Below are 17,007 nucleotides of genomic sequence, written 5' to 3' on the forward strand. Positions count from 1 at the left end.
GGCACGGCGACCACGGGCACGAGGACGGCGAGACCGACGACGAACACGCCCACGACGATCACCACGGCCACCGCCACCCGGACGAGGTGTACGGCGTCTCCTCGTTCACCTACCGACAGCGCCGACCGTTCCACCCCGAGCGCGTCGCCGACGTACTCCGGGATCTCCCGGCGGGCGTGGTGCGCTCGAAGGGGACGCTCTGGGTCGCGGGCAACGACCTCCGGCAGACCGTCGGACAGGCAGGCTCCTCGGTCCGCGTGGAGGCGCGCGGCCCCTGGGTCGCCTCCCTGCCGGAGATCGAGCAGGATCTCTACCGGTCGAACCGCCCGAACCTGGAGTGGGACGAGGAGCACGGCGATCGGCGCACGGAGTACGTCGTGATCGGGACGGCGTACGACGAGGAAGCGCTGCGCGAGCGACTCGACGACGCGCTGGTTACCGACGCTGAGTGGGCGGGCCTCGACGACCTCCCCGCCGGACCGTTCCCGACCGAGAACGAGGCCGAGACATCGCTGCGGGAGCCGACGCCCGCGCCGGCCGAGTAGCCTCAGCAGGCGCAGCCGTCGGCGTGGGAACGCTCGAACCGCATCGCCGCGCCGCAGTCGGGACACTGGGGCGTCCCCTCGTCGTCGTGCTCTAGCCCCGCCGACTCGACCTCCACGTCGCGGATCCGCACGCCGCAGTCGTCACACCAGTACGCGCCGGTCGAGTTCGGCTCCGACTCCGCCGTGTCGTCGGTGGTGCCGGTCAGTGCGCTCTCGATCGTGCTAACGATACCCATACTCGAACCGTTCGGCTCCACGGCCTTAGCTCTCCCGCCGGCGACCAACAGCTAAGTGGCCCGGCCCCCGGCTACCGGTATGAGCGACGAGGACGACGGCCCGACGGGTCGGGAGGGGTTCGAGGCGGCGACGGAACGCTCCGCGGGCAACCCGTGGATCGTCCACGGGCTGAACCTGCTGCTGTCGACGCTGTTCGCGACCACGATCGTCTGGGGGCTGGACTTCGTCGGCAGCCTCGCGTTCACCCCCGTCAACGTCGCGACGGCGACGGTGCTCATCTTCACCGCGGCGTACCTGATGTCCGTACGCTAGCGCCGGGCGTCGTCAGGCCACCCCGTGGGGTCGATGGTACGCGCTGGCGGGCGGCGAGGGACGGCATCGGCGGGCGGCGAGGGACGGATCCGGTGGTCGTGTAGGTATCCGACACACTGTATAGGCCGTGCGCAAAACTCCCGGGCTATGGTGACACGGATCGGCATCCACGACTCCATCGAGGCGCTGTTCCCGCCGGAAGTGCTCCGGGACCGACTCGCCGCGGTCGACCCCGAGGTGGTCGTCGTCGACACCGACGGCGTCGGCGGCGTCGACGCGCTGGTGACGTTCGCGTACGACGACGCCTTCCTCGACAGCGGACTGGAGTGGATCCACTCGGTGCAGGCCGGTATCGACCGGTTCCCGCTCGACGAGCTCGAGGCGAGGGGGATCAGCCTGACCAACAGCACCGGAACCCACGGCGACAGCGTCGGCGAGACGGTCGCGGGGTACATGCTCGCGTTCGCCCGCCGGCTCCACGAGTTCCGCAGCAGACAGGAGCGCGAGGAGTGGGCGTGGGCCGAGTGGGACGCGCCGTTCACCCTCTCGGGCAGTTCGCTCTGCGTGGTGGGCCTGGGCACGCTCGGCCGCGGAATCGCCGCGCGCGCAGACGCGCTGGGGATGGACGTGACCGGCGTCAAGCGGACGCCGACGCCGGTAGATCACGTCGACACCGTCCACCCGAGTTCGGAACTGCACGAGGCGATCGGGAGCGCGAAGTTCGTCGCGCTCGCGGTGCCGCTGACCGACGAGACCGAGGGGCTGATCGGCGCCGAGGAGCTCGCGCGGATGCGGGAGGACGCCGTGCTGGTGAACGTCGCCCGGGGCGGCGTCGTCGACCAGCCGGCGCTCGTCGACGCGCTCCGCTCTGACGCACTCGACGGCGCGGCGCTCGACGTGTTCGAGACCGAGCCGCTGCCCGCCGAGTCGCCGCTGTGGGGGATGGACGACGTGATCGTGACGCCCCACAGCGCGGCCGCCCACCGCGAGTACCCCGACCGGATGGCGGCGCTCGTCCGGGAGAACCTCCGGCGCATCGACGACGGCGAGTCGCTAGCGAACGGGGTCGTCTGAGCCCCAGCCACCGGAAGCGACACAAGCCCTCGCCCCTATCCTCCCGTATGGTCGGACTCGGAAGCACCGCACAGAAGCTGCAGACCGTCGCGGAGAAGGCCGAGAAGGTGTACGAGCGGATGAACAAGCTCCGCGAGGAGGTCGAGGAGACCCAGCAGACCGTCGAGGGGACGAAGGAGCGCGTCGGCACCGTCGAGGACGAGCTGGCCGAGCAGCGCGCCGTGCTCGACGCGATCGCCGCCGAGCACGACATCGACGTCGACGCCGTCGCCGCCGAGGCCCACATCAGCGAGGCGGAGGCCGAGGAGGCGGCGGAGGAGGACACGGCGACGACCGACGACTGAGCGTCGTCGTCTCGGAACGGTTCCCGGAGATGGTAAACTACACAACGGGTACCGCCCACGACCCCGTATGAGCACTCATCGGGAACCTCTGGACTCGGTTCTCGACACCATCGGCGAGACGCCGCTGGTCCGTGTCCACGACAGCCCCGACGCAGTCCCCGTCTACGCGAAGCTGGAGTCGTTCAACCCCGGCGCCAGCATCAAGGACCGCATCGGGAAGTACATGCTCGAAGGGATGCTGGAGCGTGGCGACGTGGAGCCCGGCGGGACGATCATCGAACCCACCGCCGGCAACACGGGCATCGGCATCGCCGTCGCCGCCCGCCAGCTCGATCTCGAGGCGGTGTTCGTCGTCCCCGAACGGTTCTCCGTGGAGAAACAGACGCTGATGCGCGCACTCGGCGCCGAGGTGATCAACACGCCCAGCGAGGACGGGATGGCTCGCGCGATCGAGCGCGCCGACGAGCTCGCCGACGAGCTCGACAACGCCGCGGTGCCCCAGCAGTTCTCGAACCCGCTCAACGCCGAGGCCCACTACGAGACTACCGCCCCCGAGATCTACGACGCGCTCGACGGCGAAGTCGGCGCGGTCGTCGCCGGCTGCGGGACCGCGGGCACCCTGATGGGGATCGCCCGCTACGGGCGCGAGCGGCACGCGGACACTCACGTCGCCGCCGTCGAGCCCGAGGGGTCGCTGTACGGCACGCTGCTGGGCGAGGAGCGCGAAGAGGGCGAGTACAAGACCGAGGGGATCGGCACCCACGACACCTCGACGAACGAGCTGTTCGAGCCCGAGCTCGTCGACGAGGTCCACGCCGTCCCGGACGAGGAGTCCCACGCCGAGGTGCAGCGCCTCGCCGCCGAGGAGGGCCACCTCGTGGCCTCCAGCTCCGGCGCGAACGCGGTGGCGGCGAAGCAGGTCGCCCGGCGGATCGCCGACGGGGAGATCGACGCGCCGTACGACGCGGTGGTGACGGTGTTCGCCGACTCCAGCGAGCGTTACCTCTCGAAGGGGATCTACGGCGAGTACGAGGAGTGGGAGGGGTAGCGCCCCAGCGGTTTTCACGCGGGCGGTCGACGCCCGAGCCATGAACGGCAGCGACGCCGGCGGCGAGATGACGCTCGCGTTCTCGCTCGCAGCGGTAGAGCGCCTCGCCGACCCGGCGGCCGCGTTCGCTGACGCCGACGCCTGGAGCCGACAGCTCGGCGTTGTCGATAACGACCGGGATGCGGTTGGGACGGCCGTCGCCGAGCACGACCTCCGGCAGGATTTCGACCTCGGCAAGGACGACGTGTGGCTCGCCATGGAGCGCATCCGCGCGTCGACGGCGGCGCCGCGGCACGTTTACGTCGGCGAGACCGCCGAAAACCGCCGGGTCGCGACCGAACTCGGCTGGGAGTTCGTCCACGTAACCGACGCCGCCGAGAAGGCGGGGTGGCGCCTCGACGCCGAGTCGTCGGGGTCGGGCCCCATCGCGCGTCTCCGGGAGCGACTGGCGGGCCTCCTCCCGGGGTTCGGCGACGACTGAGCGCCGTAGCGGCGGGCACCCGGCGGTGCGGGCCAACAGCCACGGACTCGTGATAAAGAGTTTTGCACCCTCCCACCCGAGGGTTGGCAAATGAGTACACACGAGTACGACATCGTCGTCGTCGGCTCCGGCACGTCCGGCTGTTACGCGGCGGCGACGGCCGCCCGCGAGGGGCTCGACGTCGCGGTCGTCGAGCGCAAGAGCGAGTCGGAGGCGGGCCACATCGCCTGCGGCGACGCGCTGAAGGGCGCGGACTCGTTCCCGGACGCGATCCCGAAGTCGAAGATCGAGTCCTCGTTCACCAACACCGCCGTCGACCACGGTCGCTTCGAGATCCCTTCCGAGGACACGGTGCTCGACATCCCCGTCCCGGGGGAGCTCGCCGTCATCGACCGCTGGGAGTACGGCCGGAAGATCATCGACGGCGCCGACGACGCCGGCGCCGAGTTCCACTACGACACGGTCGTCACCGACGTGATCCAGGAGGGCGGCCGCGTCCGGGGCGTCCGCGGGAAACGCCAGGGCGAGGTCGAGGAGTTCCGCGCCGAGATCACCGTCGACGCCGCGGGCGCGCTATCGGTGCTCCAGGACAACGCCGACTTCTCCGACGCCACGTTCGACACGAACGTCGCCTACTCGCAGTTCTGCTCGGCGTACCGTGAGATCGTCGAGGTGCCCGAGCCGGTCGAGTGGGACGACGCGCTGGTGTTCAAGCCGACCGACCGCGCGTCGGGCTACCTCTGGTACTTCCCGCGCACGCCGACGGAGATCAACGTCGGCCTCGGCTTCCAGATGACCGAGGAGCCGATGAAGCTCGTCCAGGACCTCCGGAACGACCTCCGGAGCCGCCCCGAGTTCGAGGGCGCGGAGGTGAAGGACAAGCTCGGCGCCGCGCTCCCCACCCGCCGGCCGTACGACTCCGCGACGGCGCCGGGCCTCGTCGCCGTCGGCGACGCCGCGGGGCTCGTCAACCCGACCACCGGCGGCGGGATCGCCGGCGCCGCCTACTCCGGTCAGTACGCCGCCGAGGAGGCGATGGCGGCCATCTCGAACGGCCGGACGGACGAGGAGCTCTGGCGGTACAACGAGCGGATCATGGAGCACTTCGGCGCGCGCTACGCCGCGCTCGACGTGTACAACGTGCTCTCGACGGCCGTCGAGGTCGACGAGCTCACGTCGATGCTCGCCTCGCTGCCGGGCGAGCCGATCGCGGAGGCGCTGTACTCCGGCAAGACCTCGATCAGCCCGGGCGTCGCGCTGAAGACGATCCGCGGGGCGATCGGCCACCTGGGCCAGCTCTGGGAGATCTACCAGGTCCGGAACCTGGCGGAGGAGCTGCTCGCCCACTACGAGAACTACCCGGACCGGCCGTCGGCGCTCCCGCGCTGGCAGGACCAGCGCGACTCGATCATGGAGCGCGTCTACGAGCAGACGGGCGCCGATCCGAAGTACTAGAACTCGACCTTTTCCAGCGGGCCACGGAGGGCCCTTGCAAAAGCTCGACCAAAAGCCTGCGTCGACCCCTTCGGGGTCTCCTCGGCCCACTCACTCGCTCCGCTCGTTCGTGGACGTCCTGCTCTACCACTCGACAGCGACCGCTCCGCCGAAGGGTTCACTCCTCGTTCGACAGCGCCTCGATCGCGCCGGCCAGCGTCTCGACGCCGATGCGCAGCGACTCCTCGTCCACGTCGAACGTCGGGGTGTGGTGGCCCCCGGGGTGGTCGGTGCCGAGGCCGACGTAGCAGGCCCGCCCGCCCTGCTCCTGCACGCGGTTCATCAGGTACGTCGCGTCCTCGCTGCCGCCGAGGTCGTCGTGGTCCATGATCGAGTCGACGCCCGCGACGCCGTCGGCCACGTCGGCGACGACCGCGGCGAGCGCCGCGTCGCTCTCGGCCGAGGGCGCGCGGGAGTTCCGGGTGCGCTCGGCGTCCACGTCGTGCATGTCGGCGGCGGCGTCGATGACGCGGCCCGTCTCCTCCCACATGTACTCCATCAGTTCGGTGGACTGCCCGCGGACCTCGCCCTCCATCCGGGCCTGCTCGGCGATGATGTTCGACGCCGTGCCGCCGTCGACGACGCCCGCGTTCACTCGCGTCGGGCCGTCGGCGTGCCGCGGCACCGCGTAGATGCTCGTGATCGCTTCGGCCATCGCCTGGATCGCGTTGTCGCCTTCCTCGGGGTGGGCGCCGGCGTGGGCCGAGGCGCCGGTGAACTCGACCTTGAACCCCGAGGCCGCGAGGAACCCGCCGACGCCGGCGACGATCTCACCCGTCGGGTGGTCGAGCCCGATGTGGACCGCGTACAGCGAGTCCACGTCGTCCAGGTGGCCGGAGCGGGCCATCGGGCCGCCGCCGGCGATGCGCTCCTCGGCGGGCTGGAAGAACACCTTCAGCGTGCCCGAAAAGTCGCTGTCGAGCACGGCGTCGACGACGCCGAGCCCGAGCGTCGCGTGGGCGTCGTGGCCGCAGGCGTGCATGTACCCCTCGTTCTCCGAGCGGAACCCCTCCGCCGCGGGGACGTGATCCTCCTCGTCGGACTCGAGGATCGGCAGCCCGTCGATGTCGACCCGGAGGCCGACCGTCGGCCCCTCGCCCTGCTCCACGACCGCGACGGCGCCGGTGTTCCCGCCGTCGAGGCGATCGACGAGGTCAGCGTCGGCGCCGGCGTCGACGGCGCGCTCCTTCCACTCGTCGCGGGTTGCCTGCTCCGGGAGGGACATGCGCGGTTCGTCGTCGGCGTCCTCGAGCGCGTCCGGCCCGACGTGGAGCTCGTCCAGGTCGCGGGCGCGGAGCTCCTCGACGATGCGGGCGGTGGTGTAGAACTCACACCAGGCCGGCTCGGGGTGGCGGTGGAGATCTCTGCGGAACTCGGTCAGCGCGTCGGCGTCTACGTTCACGGGCGTTCGGAGGGCTGGCAGGCGCATAAACCCCGGCGTGGCGGCAGCGCGTGCCCCGGGGCTGCGGGAGCGGCGTGACGCATGATTTATCCCAGGCCGTGCCGCCACCACGGTGTATGGAAGCGGAGCCAACGATCGATTCAGGAGGAGGTCGGAGCCTCGAGTTCCGCGGCGGGCCGGCCGCGAGCGCAATCCCGATCGGGCTGTTCATCGTCTGGGCAGTGTTCCAGTCGGGGGTTCTCGGCATCGGTGACACCTCGGGGCTCGTCGTGGGGATGCTGGTCGGGCTCATCGCCGGCCTCCCGTTCGTCCGGGGCGACTGGAAGACGTACGCCGACGCGATCTTCGAGGGGATGACCCAGGAGGTGGCGGCGACGGCCGCCGTCGCGTGGCTCTGGGCGGGGATGTTCGCGAACACGATCCAGGCCGGCGGCTTCGTCGACGGCCTCGTCTGGGCCGCCAACGCCGCCGAGGTCGGCGCCGCGCTGTTCCCGGCGGTGACGTTCCTGCTCGCGGGGCTGCTCGCGACCGGGATCGGCACCGGCTACGGGACGACGATCGCCTTCGTGACGCTGGTGTTCCCGGCGGGGCTGCTGCTGGGGACGAACCCCATCCTGCTGTTCGGGGCGATCCTCTCCGGCGCCGTGTTCGGGGACAACCTCGCGCCGGTTTCGGACACGACCATCGTGAGCGCGGTGACGCAGGACGCCGACATCGGCGGCGTCGTCGCCTCGCGGGTGAAGTACGCGGTCGCCGCCGCGATCCCGGCGTTCATCGCCTTCCTGATCGCGGGGACGACGATGGCGACGACGGATCCGGCGTCCGGGTCGGGCGTCACCTCCGGCGCCGCGTGGGGGCTGCTCCACCTGATCCCGGTCGCGATCGTGATCGGCACCGCCGTCCGGGGTCGCCACATCGTCGAGGCGGTCTCGTGGGGGCTCGCGTCGGCGTTCCTGCTCAACGTCGCGCTCGGCTTCTTCGACCTCGTCGACGTCGGCGTCAGCGACGTGCTGGTGTTCATGGCGCCGGAGAGCTCCGGGCTCGCGACGTCGCTCGACACCGCGCCGCTGCTCGGCGCGGTCGTCGAGACGGTGCCGGCCGGCGAGGCGGGCATCGGCGGCAGCCTCTACAACGGCGCGGTGGGCTTCTTCCCGCTGATCGTGCTCACGCTGCTGATCGTCGCCGGCGCGCAGATCATGCGCCAGGGCGGCGGGTTCGAGGCGCTCCAGAGCTGGCTGCTGGACACCGTCGCGACGACGGTCCGGCGCGCGGAGGTGACGATGGTGCTCGGCACCGCGATGGTGAACGCGATGATCACCATCAACACCGCCGCCGAGATCGCGATCGCGCCGTACATCCGCACGCTCGGCCGGCGGTTCAACATCAACGGCTACCGCCGCGCCAACATCCTCGACGCCAACACCTCGGCGCTGGGGTACATCTTCCCGTGGGGCGGCGGCGTGCTCGCGGGCTACTCCGCGATGCAGACGCTGCCCGAGGAGTACACCTGGTTCACGGTAGACATGATCGTCAACCCGGCCGCGGTGTTCCCGTACGTGTTCCACGGCTGGTTCCTCGTGGCGGTGTTCCTCGTCGCCGCGATAACTGGGTTCGGTCGCGAGTACGTTAGCGACCGCGAGAGCGAGGAGGTGAGTCGCGTATGAGCCGCTTCGACGCGTTCTTCGAGGGGCTGGAGTTCCGGACCGCGACGCCGCAGTACGAGCCCGGCGACGAGCTCGCCGTGATCGTCACGGGCCGCGACGGCGACGACGCGCTGGTGCGGATCGGCGACACGCGACTCCGGCTCGCGGACACCGACGTGGCGGTCGACGCCGAGGTGCGGATCCGCGTGACGGCGTTCGACGCCGACGACGCGACGGGCGAGGCCGAGCTGCTCTGAGTCGGCGACGACGTTTTTTCGAGAAAGGGTGAGGTCAGTCGGATCGACGACCGATCAGCGGTACGCCTGGCTCGCGCGGCGCTCCACGTCGACTTCGACGCGGATCGAGTCCGGCAGGTCGGTGGCGACGACCTCGCGGGCGATGTGGTCGGAGCCGTGGATCTCCAGCCAGCGCGTGTACACGGTGTAGTTCCAGGGGTCGCACTGCTCGCCCGGCTGGCAGCGGCTGTAAAGCGGGACGGAGTGGTGTTCCGGCTGCTCCTGGTGGGGGCCCTTGCACTCGGCGCCCTTGCGCTCGACCCGCTGTTTGAGCCCGGTGACGGTGTCGTCGAGGACGGCCCGGTCCCCGCTCCGGAACGTCAGCGTCGTAACGAAGGTCATACTCGGAGATTGGGTTCGAACGTGAAAAGCGCATCTACCGGAAGTCGACCGGCCGGATGCCGAGTCGGGGTTTTGGCCCACCGAAGCCAATTTAAGAGCGTGACGCGTAGCCGAACGCAATGACGGTCGAAGCGACGTCCGCCGGAGCCATCCTCTTCCGCGACACCCGCGGCGAACGGGAGTATCTGCTCCTGAAGAGCCGACCCGGGGACTGGGAGTTCCCCAAGGGCGGGGTCGAGGGGGAAGAGGAGCTCCAGCAGACCGCGATCAGAGAAGTGACGGAGGAAGCCGGCATCGAGGACTTCAGACTCATCGACGGCTTCCGCAAGGAGTACGACTACGTGTTCGAGGCCAACGGGAACACGATCCACAAGACGGTCCACCTGTTCATCGCCCGGTCGTTCGAGGCCAGCGCCGAGCTCTCGGCGGAACACCGCGACATGCAGTGGCGGGACTACGACCAGGCGCTCAACACGATCACCCAGGACGGCCCCCGCGACATCCTCGAGGAGGCGCACGGCTACCTCGACGACGTGAAGGAGGCCGAGGGCGAAGGGTACGTCGGCACGCCGGCGTAAGCGGTGTCGACCCCCACCGTCGATTCGGAGTTCAGCTTCGAGCTGTTAGTCTGCCGCTGGGCCGAACTCGGCTGGCACCCAACTGCCGCGAGTAGCGACGGCGCCGACGGGGCGCCGGTGATCGTCTCGCGGCAACTCGGCACCCAGCGGCGCCGCTGGGACACCATCGTGATCGAGTGCGACCCGGCGGGGCTCGCGGCCCGCCGCGAGTTCGGCGACCGGGCCATCGACGGCGAACTGCTCCCGATCGTCCGCCACGCGCCCGCGGAGTGGGCGTACTACCGCGACGCCCTCCCCGACCCGGGCTACCCCTGGCGCTACGTTCGGGAGGCGATCCACCGCGCGGCGGCCCGGGGGCTGGTGGAGAAGCGCAAGAACGGCAACCGGATCGAGATCCGCCGGAAGCGCCCGTACCCGGACTGGGTCCGCCGGATCGTCGCCGTCGAGAACAAGCCCGACCTCGACGCCAGCGCGGCGGCCGCGCTCTCCGACCAGCTCGAGCACGACGTGGAGACCGCGCTGGCCGACGAGGTGTGGCTCGCGACCGGGCGCACGGGCGACCGCGTCGAACCCGCGCTCCTCCGGCAGTTCCCGGTGGAGGCCGGCGTGCTGACGTTCGACTTCGCGGGCCCCGGCGTCGACGCCGACGCCGCGACGGTCGACTGGCTCCCCTCGGAGCTCGACGCGGCGGCGCCGAGCGAGCGCTTCGACGCCGCCGAGAAGGCGCGACGCCGACGCCTGATCGCCGAGCGAGCGTACGGGAAGGGGTGGCGCTCGATCACGGAGACGATGCGGCCGGACTGTCGGTGGTTCGAGGTCGCGCGGGCCGGCCGCGGGATCGTCCCCGTCTGTGGCGCGAAAGGCCGCTGTCAGACGGAGAGCGAGTGCAGCAGTCGCTGCGGCTCCTTCGAACCCGAGCCGCCCCAGTGGCGGACGAAGGGGTGGCCGATCGACGGCGGGCCGGGACAGGGGGTGCGGGAGCTGCTGGAGCGTCGGCGCGAACGGGCGCGGAGACGGTAGTCGACGGGACTTCGAGAATGCACCGACCGGGATTTGAACCCGGGCCATGAGCTTGGAAGGCTCAGGTCCTGCCACTAGACCATCGGTGCGCAGTCGGAGTAACCACACGCAGAAATAAGGGCGTTCCCCTTCGCGTCGCCCCGACGTTCGAGTACGATGCCGTGACCAACCCCCGTGTGCGCCGAGAACGACCACGGGACGTGTCGCGGGTGTGCGGCCAGCCCTCCCGTGTGCGGTTCGGCGGCCCCGTCGCTATCAGTCGTCCGTCGCCGGCGCCTCGGACTCGCCCCGGCGGCGAGCAGCCTCGCGGATCTCTCCCGACACCGCGGGCGTCGACGCCGGGTCGACCGACTCGCCGTCGAGTTCGGCCAGCGACTTGGGGAACTCCCGGAGGTCGTAGTGGATCGCGATCCCCGCCTTCGCGCCCTCGCCCATCGCGACCGGGATCTGGCTGTGCCCCGGCGTGAGGTCGCCGACCGCGAACACGCCCTCCACCGAGGTCCGCCCGTGGTCGTCGACCTGGACGGCGCCGCCGTCAGTCCGCTTCAGGTCGAGCACCTCGCGAGTTCCGCGTGGTACTCCGCCCCGAACATCGGGAACCCGCCCTTGTACTCCCGGGTCGTGCCGTCCTCGAACTCGAACGAGTTCAGCCAGCCGTCCTGGTCGGTGTTCATCCCCGTGATCTCCGCCTCGATCACGTCGACGGGGTGGGCACGGAGCTGTCGGTCGGTCTCCTCGCTCCACTCCGGCTCCTCGCCGCGCAGCAGCAGGTCCACCTCGTCGGTGAAGTTGAGCATGATCATCGCGACGTGTGCCGAACTCTCGTTGGTGCCCATGACGTACACCGACTCGTCGATGAACATGTAGGCGTCACAGTGGAGGCAGTAGTGGAGCCCCCGGCCGGTCCGGGGCAGCGGCGGCTCCGGACGGTCGTCGGAGAAGCCCGTCGCCAGCACCACTCGATCGGCGGTGTACGTCTCCTCGCCGACGTCGAGCCGGTACGAGCCCGACGAGCCGTGGATGTCCGAGACCAACCCCCGGACGGTGTCGGCGCCGTAGGACTCGATCTGGCGTTTGGCAGTCTGGATCAGCTCGTTCCCGGAGACCTCCTCGGTGATGCCGATGACGTTGTGGGTCTCCTGCATCATCGCCGCCCGACCGCCGCCGCGGTCGATCAACACCGTGTCGTGGCCGAGCCGGGTCGTGTAGAGTGCAGTCGTCAGTCCCGCCGGGCCGCCGCCGACGACGGCCACCTGGTACTCAGTGTCGGCTTCGCTCATACCCCTACTCCGGACTTCCAACCTAAAAGCACACCACTCGTGGCATCGCTCGCCAGAACCCCGCCGGAACGGTTAGGGGTCGGGGAACAGCGCCTCGATCTCCGGCTCGTCGACGGCGAGGCGGTACGTCGTCGCCTCGCGCTCGACGACGCCGTGCCGCTCGAGGTGGTCGAGGTGGGCGAACGCCTCGCCCGGCCCGTGCAGGATGTGGATCGTGTCCAGCTCGCCGAACAGGTGGTGGCTCACCGTCCACACGTCACAGGCCCCGTGGCGGTCGAGCACGTCGACGACGCGCTCGGTCCGCTCCTGGTGGTGGTGGATGATCTCCCGCGCGCGGTCGGCGGGCGCCTCGATCGGGTCGCGGTGGCCCGGCAGCGCGCGGTCCCAGTCGCGCTCGACGACTTCGACGAGGCTGTCGACGTACTTCGCCAGCGGCGACGCCACCCGCACGTCGGCGCCGCCGACGTTGGGCGTGTACTTCGGCAGGATGGCGTCCCCGACGAACGCCTGGCGCTCGCCGTCGTCCTCGAACGCGAACGCCGAGAGGCCGGCGGAGTGGCCGGGCAGGTGGACGGCTTCGAGCTCGAGCCCGTTCACCGTGAACCGGTCGCCGCCGGTAAACGGCGTCACGTCGACGTCGTCGCCCGCGAGTTCCGCGTGGCCCTCGAGGAAGGAGAGCAGTTCCTCACGCGGGCCGTCGGGGAGCTGCCACGCCTCGAACGTCTCCTGCTGTAGCGCTTTGTCCTCGATCAGCGACGCCTCCGCCCCGGAGACGAGCGACGCGTCGGCCTCGTGCACGTGGACGGTCGCGCCGCCGGCCTGCTGGATCATCCCCGCCAGCCCGGCGTGGTCGTAGTGCCAGTGGGTCAGGAACACGCGGTCGACGTCCGCGGGCGTGACGCCGAACGACGCCAGTCCGTCGACGAACTCCTCGCGGGTCGGATCCGTCGCGACGCCGGCGTCGACGAGAACCGTCTCGTCGCCCTGCAGAAGGTAGACGTTGTTCTCCCCTTCGAAAACGGTGTTCCCGAGCCGAATACGCTCCATAGCCGCACTGGTCGGCGGCCGCCAAAGAGGGTTCCCAATTCGGCGCGACCGGGTGACGCGTCGGCGAGAGCCGCGTCGACCGTCGGGCGGTAGATTCAAACACGGACTGGGTGTAACGGAAACCATGCCGGCGGACCTCTACGACGTTCTCGGCGCATCCGACGACGCCGCCGCCGAAGAGATCAAACGCGCCTACCGGGATCGCGTCCGGGAGTACCACCCCGACGTGAACGACCACCCGGACAGCGACGCACAGTTCAAACTCGTCCGGACCGCACACGACGTGCTCTCGAACCCGGCGGAGCGCAAGACGTACGACCGGCTGGGTCACCGCGAGTACGTCGAGCGGAACCTCGACGAGCTCCCGCCGATCGCCGTGTTCCCCGACGAGGACCTGCCCGACGACGTGTCTGCGGACGATTCGGGATCGTCGGGGACGAGCACGTCGTCCGCGACGGGCAGAACCACCAGTTCGACGAGCAGCACGTCGTCGACGAGCGCGTCCAGCTCGACGACCGGCGCGTCGACGACCGGCCGGTCGAGCGGCTCCCGATCCGAAACGCGGACCGGCTCCGACACGGACACTGACCGCTCGTCGAGCAGCCGCAGCGGCTACGGAAACGCGGGAAACGACGGTTCGGCCAGCGAGGCGTCGACGGCCGGCGGGGCCAGTTCGGGGACCACAGACATCGGCAGTCAGTCGGCCGACCGGAGCTCGACGAGCACGGGCTCGGACGAGAGCAGCTGGGAGGCCGCGACGAACTCGGCGCAGTCCGCGACGTCGTCGTCGTCGACGGTCCCGGCCGGCGTCCGTCGCCGCCGCGGGCTGAAACGCTGGTACGGCGTCGTCGCGCTCTCGCTGGTCGTCTACCTCGGCGGGCTCGGGGTGTACGCGATGCCGCGACAGGCGGCCCTCCGCGGCGCCGTCGCCGACGCGATCGCGGCGCCCGTGCCGACGCTGCTGGGCCCGTTCCCGCTGTCGTCGCCGACGGCGTACCTGCTGACGGCGGCGCGAGCGGTCCAGGCGGGGACGCCGACGCTCGGGCTGGTGCTGTTGGCGGGGACGGTCCTCCTCCCGCTGGTCGTGCTGACGACAGTCGGGCGGTTCGGGCGCGGCGCCGCGTGGATGTACGCGATCCCCTCGCTGGGGCCCGCGGTGACGCTGGCGGTCTGGCCCGTCGTCGCCGTTCCGACGGCGGCGGCGCTGGTGGGGCTGCTCGTCCTGCCGGTGCTGAGCGCCGGCGGGTTCCTCGTCGACGTGGGCCGGTACCTCCGGGCGACGCGGTGACTACCGGACGTGGTAGGACTCGCCGCCGGGGAGGAACCGGCCGAGATCGCTCTCCCTCCGGTAATCTGTCGACTGCAGCGTCCGTAGCCCCTCGACCAGCTTTTCGTCGTCGCCGTCGTCCCAGTCGGCCGGGTCCTCGATCGGGAGCACCAGCCAGCCGCTGCCGAGGAGTTCGGTCGCGTGGAGTTCGTCCATCACCACGTCGGTTCGGTGCGCTCGCGCGGTGTAGTTCTCGAGGACGTGCCGCGTCGCGCGCTCGCCGACGGGCAGGAGCACGTGGGCGGCGATGGCCCGGAGCTCGGCGTCGAAGTAGCGCTCCATCTCCGCGTACTCGGCGTCGGTCGGGGTGGCCTCGCTCTCGGGGACGCACATGTGGAGGTAGGAGAGGAACGTCCCCTCGGCCCCGGGCTCGTCGCCGACGGACTGGAGCAGCCCACCGGTTTCGAGCGCCGCCTGGAGTCGCTCGGCGGCCGGCGTCCCCGTGAACGGGACGCCGGCGTCGGCGCCGCCGTGGACGCCCGGATGGTCGCCGATCACGTGGAAGTCGGCGTTGGCGTCGCCGTAGCCGGGGACGAAGCGTTCGCAGGGCGGCTCCATGCCGAAGGGGTTCGAGACCCGGTCGGTGACGGTTCGCACGTCGCCCCGTAGCGGGTTGGGAGGCTTAGCTGCCGTGGTTCCGGCCCGACGGGACCGGAATAGCCATACGCCCCGACGCCCCAGCCTCGGCCGATGAGTCTCAGCGACGAGGCCAGATCACGCCTCGCCGACATCGTCACCCTCCAGCCGACGAAGAACTCGGAGCTACAGGACCGCTGGGGGATGGAGTCGGGCAGCGAGGTCCACCAGTATCTCGAAAACGAGTTGAGCGACTACTACTACCGCGACGACGACAGCCTGATCCGGGCGACCGAGGAGGGCGTCGACCTCGTCGACGTGGAGCCGAGCGTGCCGCCGGAGGAGGCCGGCGGCGTCCCCGAGCGCATCCGGGTCCAACAGCTCCACGCGCGGATCCTCGACGTGCTCGCGGGGCCGGACGAACGATCGGAGAGTGTCGTAAGTGTGCTCCAGAAGCTCCGTGCGGAGTACGATATCGACCCCGAGGTCGAGTCCGTCCGGGACGCGCTGGGGAGCCTCCGGCGGAAGGACGTCGTCGAGGTGGAGTACCGAACGGTGCCGACGTTCCGGCTCGCCGTCGAGCGCTCGGCGTTCGAGGTCGAGACGATCGACGAGTAGTCGGGGCCCCGACTAATCCCCGGGCGCCGGCTCCGCCTCGGGCGATCGCGACAGGGTGTGCGTGAGCCAGAACACGCCGGTCGCGAACAGCACGAACACCGACGCCGTGAGGAACGCCTGGACGGTGCCGACGAAGTCCTTGATCAGCCCGACCCCCACCGGGCCGACGGTCTGCCCGATCTTCCAGGAGATCGAGCGCAGCGACATCGCGCTCGCGACCGAGTCGTACGTCTCTCCCTCCTCGACGAACAGCGCCATGCTCGCGGGCAGGCGGATCGAGTCGCCGATGCCCAGCACCGCGTAGGCGAGAAACAGCACGAGGAAGCCGCCGCCGAGCTCCTGGCCGTGGCCGAAGTAGCCGAGGTAGAACCGCCCCATCAGCTCCTCGGCGGGCAGCGACAGCGGGATCAGGGCGATCCCGAGCCCGTACACCAGCGCGCCGACGGCGACGAACTTCGCGCGGTCGCCGATGCGGTCGGTGAGGTCGCCCACGTACCCCTGCAACAGGGATTTAGTGATCTTCCCGCCCGCGAGGATCCAGCCGATCGCGAACGCGTTGATCCCGAACTCCGTCCGTGCCAGGATCGGGAGGAAGATGATGACCGCCATCTTCCCCACCGAGAAGGAGAGCCGGAACAGCACCAGCGAGCGCAGCATCGGGAGTTTGAGCAGTTTCTTGATCGTGCCGAAGCCGGACTGCGCCTCGGGGTCGTCGACGCCGCCGCCGGGGTCGTCACGCAGGTTGGTGTAGACGAGGACGAACGCGACTAGCGTCACCACCGCGAGGATCGCGTACACGACCCGTGACTGCAGGGGGTCGTACATCGAGAGCAGGAGCCCCCCGACCAGATCCCCCGCGAGCGAGGAGAACGCCGCGACCTGGTTGTACGAGCCCAGCCAGCGGCCGCTCTCGTCGTCGGGCGAGATCTGTCCCACGACGGTGGAGCCGGTGATCCAGAGGATGCTGGCGCCGACCCCCTGCAGCATCCGGACGAAGATCACGTCGACGGAGCTGGAGACCAGCATGTACCCCACGAACACCAGCACGTTGATCAACAGCCCACCGAGCAGCCACCGCTTCGCGTTCCCGGTGTCGACTTTCCGTCCCAGCGGCAGCACGATCAGCAGCTGGACGGTCGCGAAGGCGGTCCCCCACAGCCCCTCGATGAACCCGGTGGTGCCGAACGCGTCGGCGTAGAGGGCGAGCGCGATGATGATGGTCGAGTACGCCTGGCTCCGGGCGAACGCCGTGCCCGCGAGCGAGAGGAACTCGCGGTTCCGGAGCAGGGCGACCGAGTTTCCGAAACGGGCCACGTCTCGTCGGATCGAACACGAGGCCGACG

19 protein-coding genes, 1 tRNA gene and 1 pseudogene are annotated in these 17,007 nt (G+C 70.3%); 13 read left to right on the forward strand and 8 right to left on the reverse strand.

The window, feature by feature from the left end; genetic code table 11:
* Positions 1–545 (forward strand): GTP-binding protein (locus ACP95_RS06600; RefSeq protein WP_161782060.1); only part of this gene is annotated, 545 nt, incomplete at its 5' end.
* A gap of 2 nt (positions 546–547) precedes the next feature.
* Here the strand turns inward: ACP95_RS06600 and ACP95_RS06605 are convergent.
* On the reverse strand, positions 548–781 hold the full coding sequence (locus ACP95_RS06605) for a hypothetical protein (protein ID WP_049980449.1): 234 nt from the start codon (positions 779–781) through the stop codon (positions 548–550).
* Between the two features lie 79 nt (positions 782–860).
* Between ACP95_RS06605 and ACP95_RS06610 the strand changes: the two genes are divergently transcribed.
* From ACP95_RS06610 to ACP95_RS06635, 6 genes are all read left to right on the forward strand, one after another.
* Entirely contained in the window at positions 861–1,094 is a 234-nt protein-coding gene (locus ACP95_RS06610) for a hypothetical protein (RefSeq protein ID WP_049980450.1), read from the forward strand.
* A 147-nt stretch (positions 1,095–1,241) separates the two neighbouring features.
* Positions 1,242–2,168 (forward strand): D-2-hydroxyacid dehydrogenase, encoded by a 927-nt coding sequence (ddh, locus tag ACP95_RS06615; protein WP_049980451.1) that lies wholly within the window; start codon positions 1,242–1,244, stop codon positions 2,166–2,168.
* A 47-nt stretch (positions 2,169–2,215) separates the two neighbouring features.
* Positions 2,216–2,512, forward strand: coding sequence for a DUF5798 family protein (locus ACP95_RS06620; protein ID WP_049980452.1), 297 nt, complete (start codon positions 2,216–2,218; stop codon positions 2,510–2,512).
* 67 nt (positions 2,513–2,579) lie between these two features.
* On the forward strand, positions 2,580–3,560 hold the full coding sequence (locus ACP95_RS06625) for a PLP-dependent cysteine synthase family protein (RefSeq protein ID WP_049980453.1): 981 nt from the start codon (positions 2,580–2,582) through the stop codon (positions 3,558–3,560).
* Positions 3,561–3,600: 40 nt separating this feature from the next.
* Positions 3,601–4,041 carry a DUF7124 domain-containing protein gene (locus ACP95_RS06630; protein WP_049980454.1) on the forward strand — a complete coding sequence of 147 codons (441 nt, stop codon included), beginning with the start codon at positions 3,601–3,603 and terminating at the stop codon, positions 4,039–4,041.
* 90 nt (positions 4,042–4,131) lie between these two features.
* On the forward strand, positions 4,132–5,496 hold the full coding sequence (locus ACP95_RS06635; RefSeq protein WP_049980455.1) for a geranylgeranyl reductase family protein: 1,365 nt from the start codon (positions 4,132–4,134) through the stop codon (positions 5,494–5,496).
* 157 nt (positions 5,497–5,653) lie between these two features.
* On the opposite strand, the gene ACP95_RS06640 is transcribed toward ACP95_RS06635, so the two are convergent.
* Positions 5,654–6,937: an amidohydrolase gene (locus ACP95_RS06640; protein ID WP_237560412.1), complete on the reverse strand. Its 1,284-nt coding sequence runs from the start codon at positions 6,935–6,937 to the stop codon at positions 5,654–5,656.
* A 116-nt stretch (positions 6,938–7,053) separates the two neighbouring features.
* On the opposite strand from ACP95_RS06640, the gene ACP95_RS06645 reads away from it, so the two are divergent.
* On the forward strand, positions 7,054–8,601 hold the full coding sequence (locus ACP95_RS06645; RefSeq protein ID WP_049980457.1) for a Na+/H+ antiporter NhaC family protein: 1,548 nt from the start codon (positions 7,054–7,056) through the stop codon (positions 8,599–8,601).
* On the forward strand, positions 8,598–8,837 hold the full coding sequence (locus tag ACP95_RS06650; RefSeq protein WP_049980458.1) for a DUF7513 family protein: 240 nt from the start codon (positions 8,598–8,600) through the stop codon (positions 8,835–8,837). Before ACP95_RS06645 ends, ACP95_RS06650 begins: the two co-directional genes overlap by 4 nt.
* A 54-nt stretch (positions 8,838–8,891) precedes the next feature.
* Here ACP95_RS06650 and ACP95_RS06655 read toward each other — a convergent pair whose 3' ends face one another.
* Positions 8,892–9,218, reverse strand: a complete 327-nt coding sequence (locus ACP95_RS06655; RefSeq protein ID WP_049980459.1) for an uS10/mL48 family ribosomal protein — start codon at positions 9,216–9,218, stop codon at positions 8,892–8,894.
* Positions 9,219–9,337: 119 nt separating this feature from the next.
* Here ACP95_RS06655 and ACP95_RS06660 point away from each other — a divergent pair, with 119 nt between their 5' ends.
* Positions 9,338–9,796, forward strand: coding sequence for a bis(5'-nucleosyl)-tetraphosphatase (locus ACP95_RS06660; RefSeq protein WP_049980460.1), 459 nt, complete (start codon positions 9,338–9,340; stop codon positions 9,794–9,796).
* Positions 9,797–9,799: 3 nt separating this feature from the next.
* Positions 9,800–10,816, forward strand: coding sequence for a DUF5787 family protein (locus ACP95_RS06665; RefSeq protein ID WP_049980461.1), 1,017 nt, complete (start codon positions 9,800–9,802; stop codon positions 10,814–10,816).
* 18 nt (positions 10,817–10,834) lie between these two features.
* Here ACP95_RS06665 and ACP95_RS06670 read toward each other — a convergent pair.
* From ACP95_RS06670 to ACP95_RS06680, 3 genes and pseudogenes are all read right to left on the reverse strand, one after another.
* Positions 10,835–10,905 (reverse strand) — tRNA-Gly (locus ACP95_RS06670).
* Between the two features lie 166 nt (positions 10,906–11,071).
* Positions 11,072–12,096: pseudogene (locus ACP95_RS06675) on the reverse strand (NAD(P)/FAD-dependent oxidoreductase).
* 72 nt (positions 12,097–12,168) lie between these two features.
* Positions 12,169–13,143: an MBL fold metallo-hydrolase gene (locus ACP95_RS06680; RefSeq protein WP_049980462.1), complete on the reverse strand. Its 975-nt coding sequence runs from the start codon at positions 13,141–13,143 to the stop codon at positions 12,169–12,171.
* Positions 13,144–13,267: 124 nt separating this feature from the next.
* Between ACP95_RS06680 and ACP95_RS06685 the strand changes: the two genes are divergently transcribed.
* On the forward strand, positions 13,268–14,431 hold the full coding sequence (locus ACP95_RS06685; RefSeq protein WP_049980463.1) for a DnaJ domain-containing protein: 1,164 nt from the start codon (positions 13,268–13,270) through the stop codon (positions 14,429–14,431).
* Here the strand turns inward: ACP95_RS06685 and ACP95_RS06690 are convergent, their stop codons facing one another.
* Entirely contained in the window at positions 14,432–15,067 is a 636-nt protein-coding gene (locus tag ACP95_RS06690; RefSeq protein WP_049980464.1) for a uracil-DNA glycosylase family protein, read from the reverse strand.
* Positions 15,068–15,160: 93 nt separating this feature from the next.
* Here ACP95_RS06690 and ACP95_RS06695 point away from each other — a divergent pair, with 93 nt between their 5' ends.
* A complete protein-coding gene (locus tag ACP95_RS06695; protein WP_049980465.1) occupies positions 15,161–15,664 on the forward strand; it encodes a DUF5797 family protein in 504 nt (167 codons plus the stop codon).
* Positions 15,665–15,676: 12 nt separating this feature from the next.
* On the opposite strand, the gene ACP95_RS06700 is transcribed toward ACP95_RS06695, so the two are convergent.
* Positions 15,677–16,978 carry an MFS transporter gene (locus ACP95_RS06700; RefSeq protein ID WP_049980466.1) on the reverse strand — a complete coding sequence of 434 codons (1,302 nt, stop codon included), beginning with the start codon at positions 16,976–16,978 and terminating at the stop codon, positions 15,677–15,679.
* Between the last annotated feature and the right edge of the window lie 29 nt (positions 16,979–17,007).

This window comes from Halolamina rubra (genome assembly GCF_000739555.1).
In the GTDB taxonomy this organism is placed as follows: Archaea; Halobacteriota; Halobacteria; order Halobacteriales; family Haloferacaceae; genus Halolamina; species Halolamina rubra.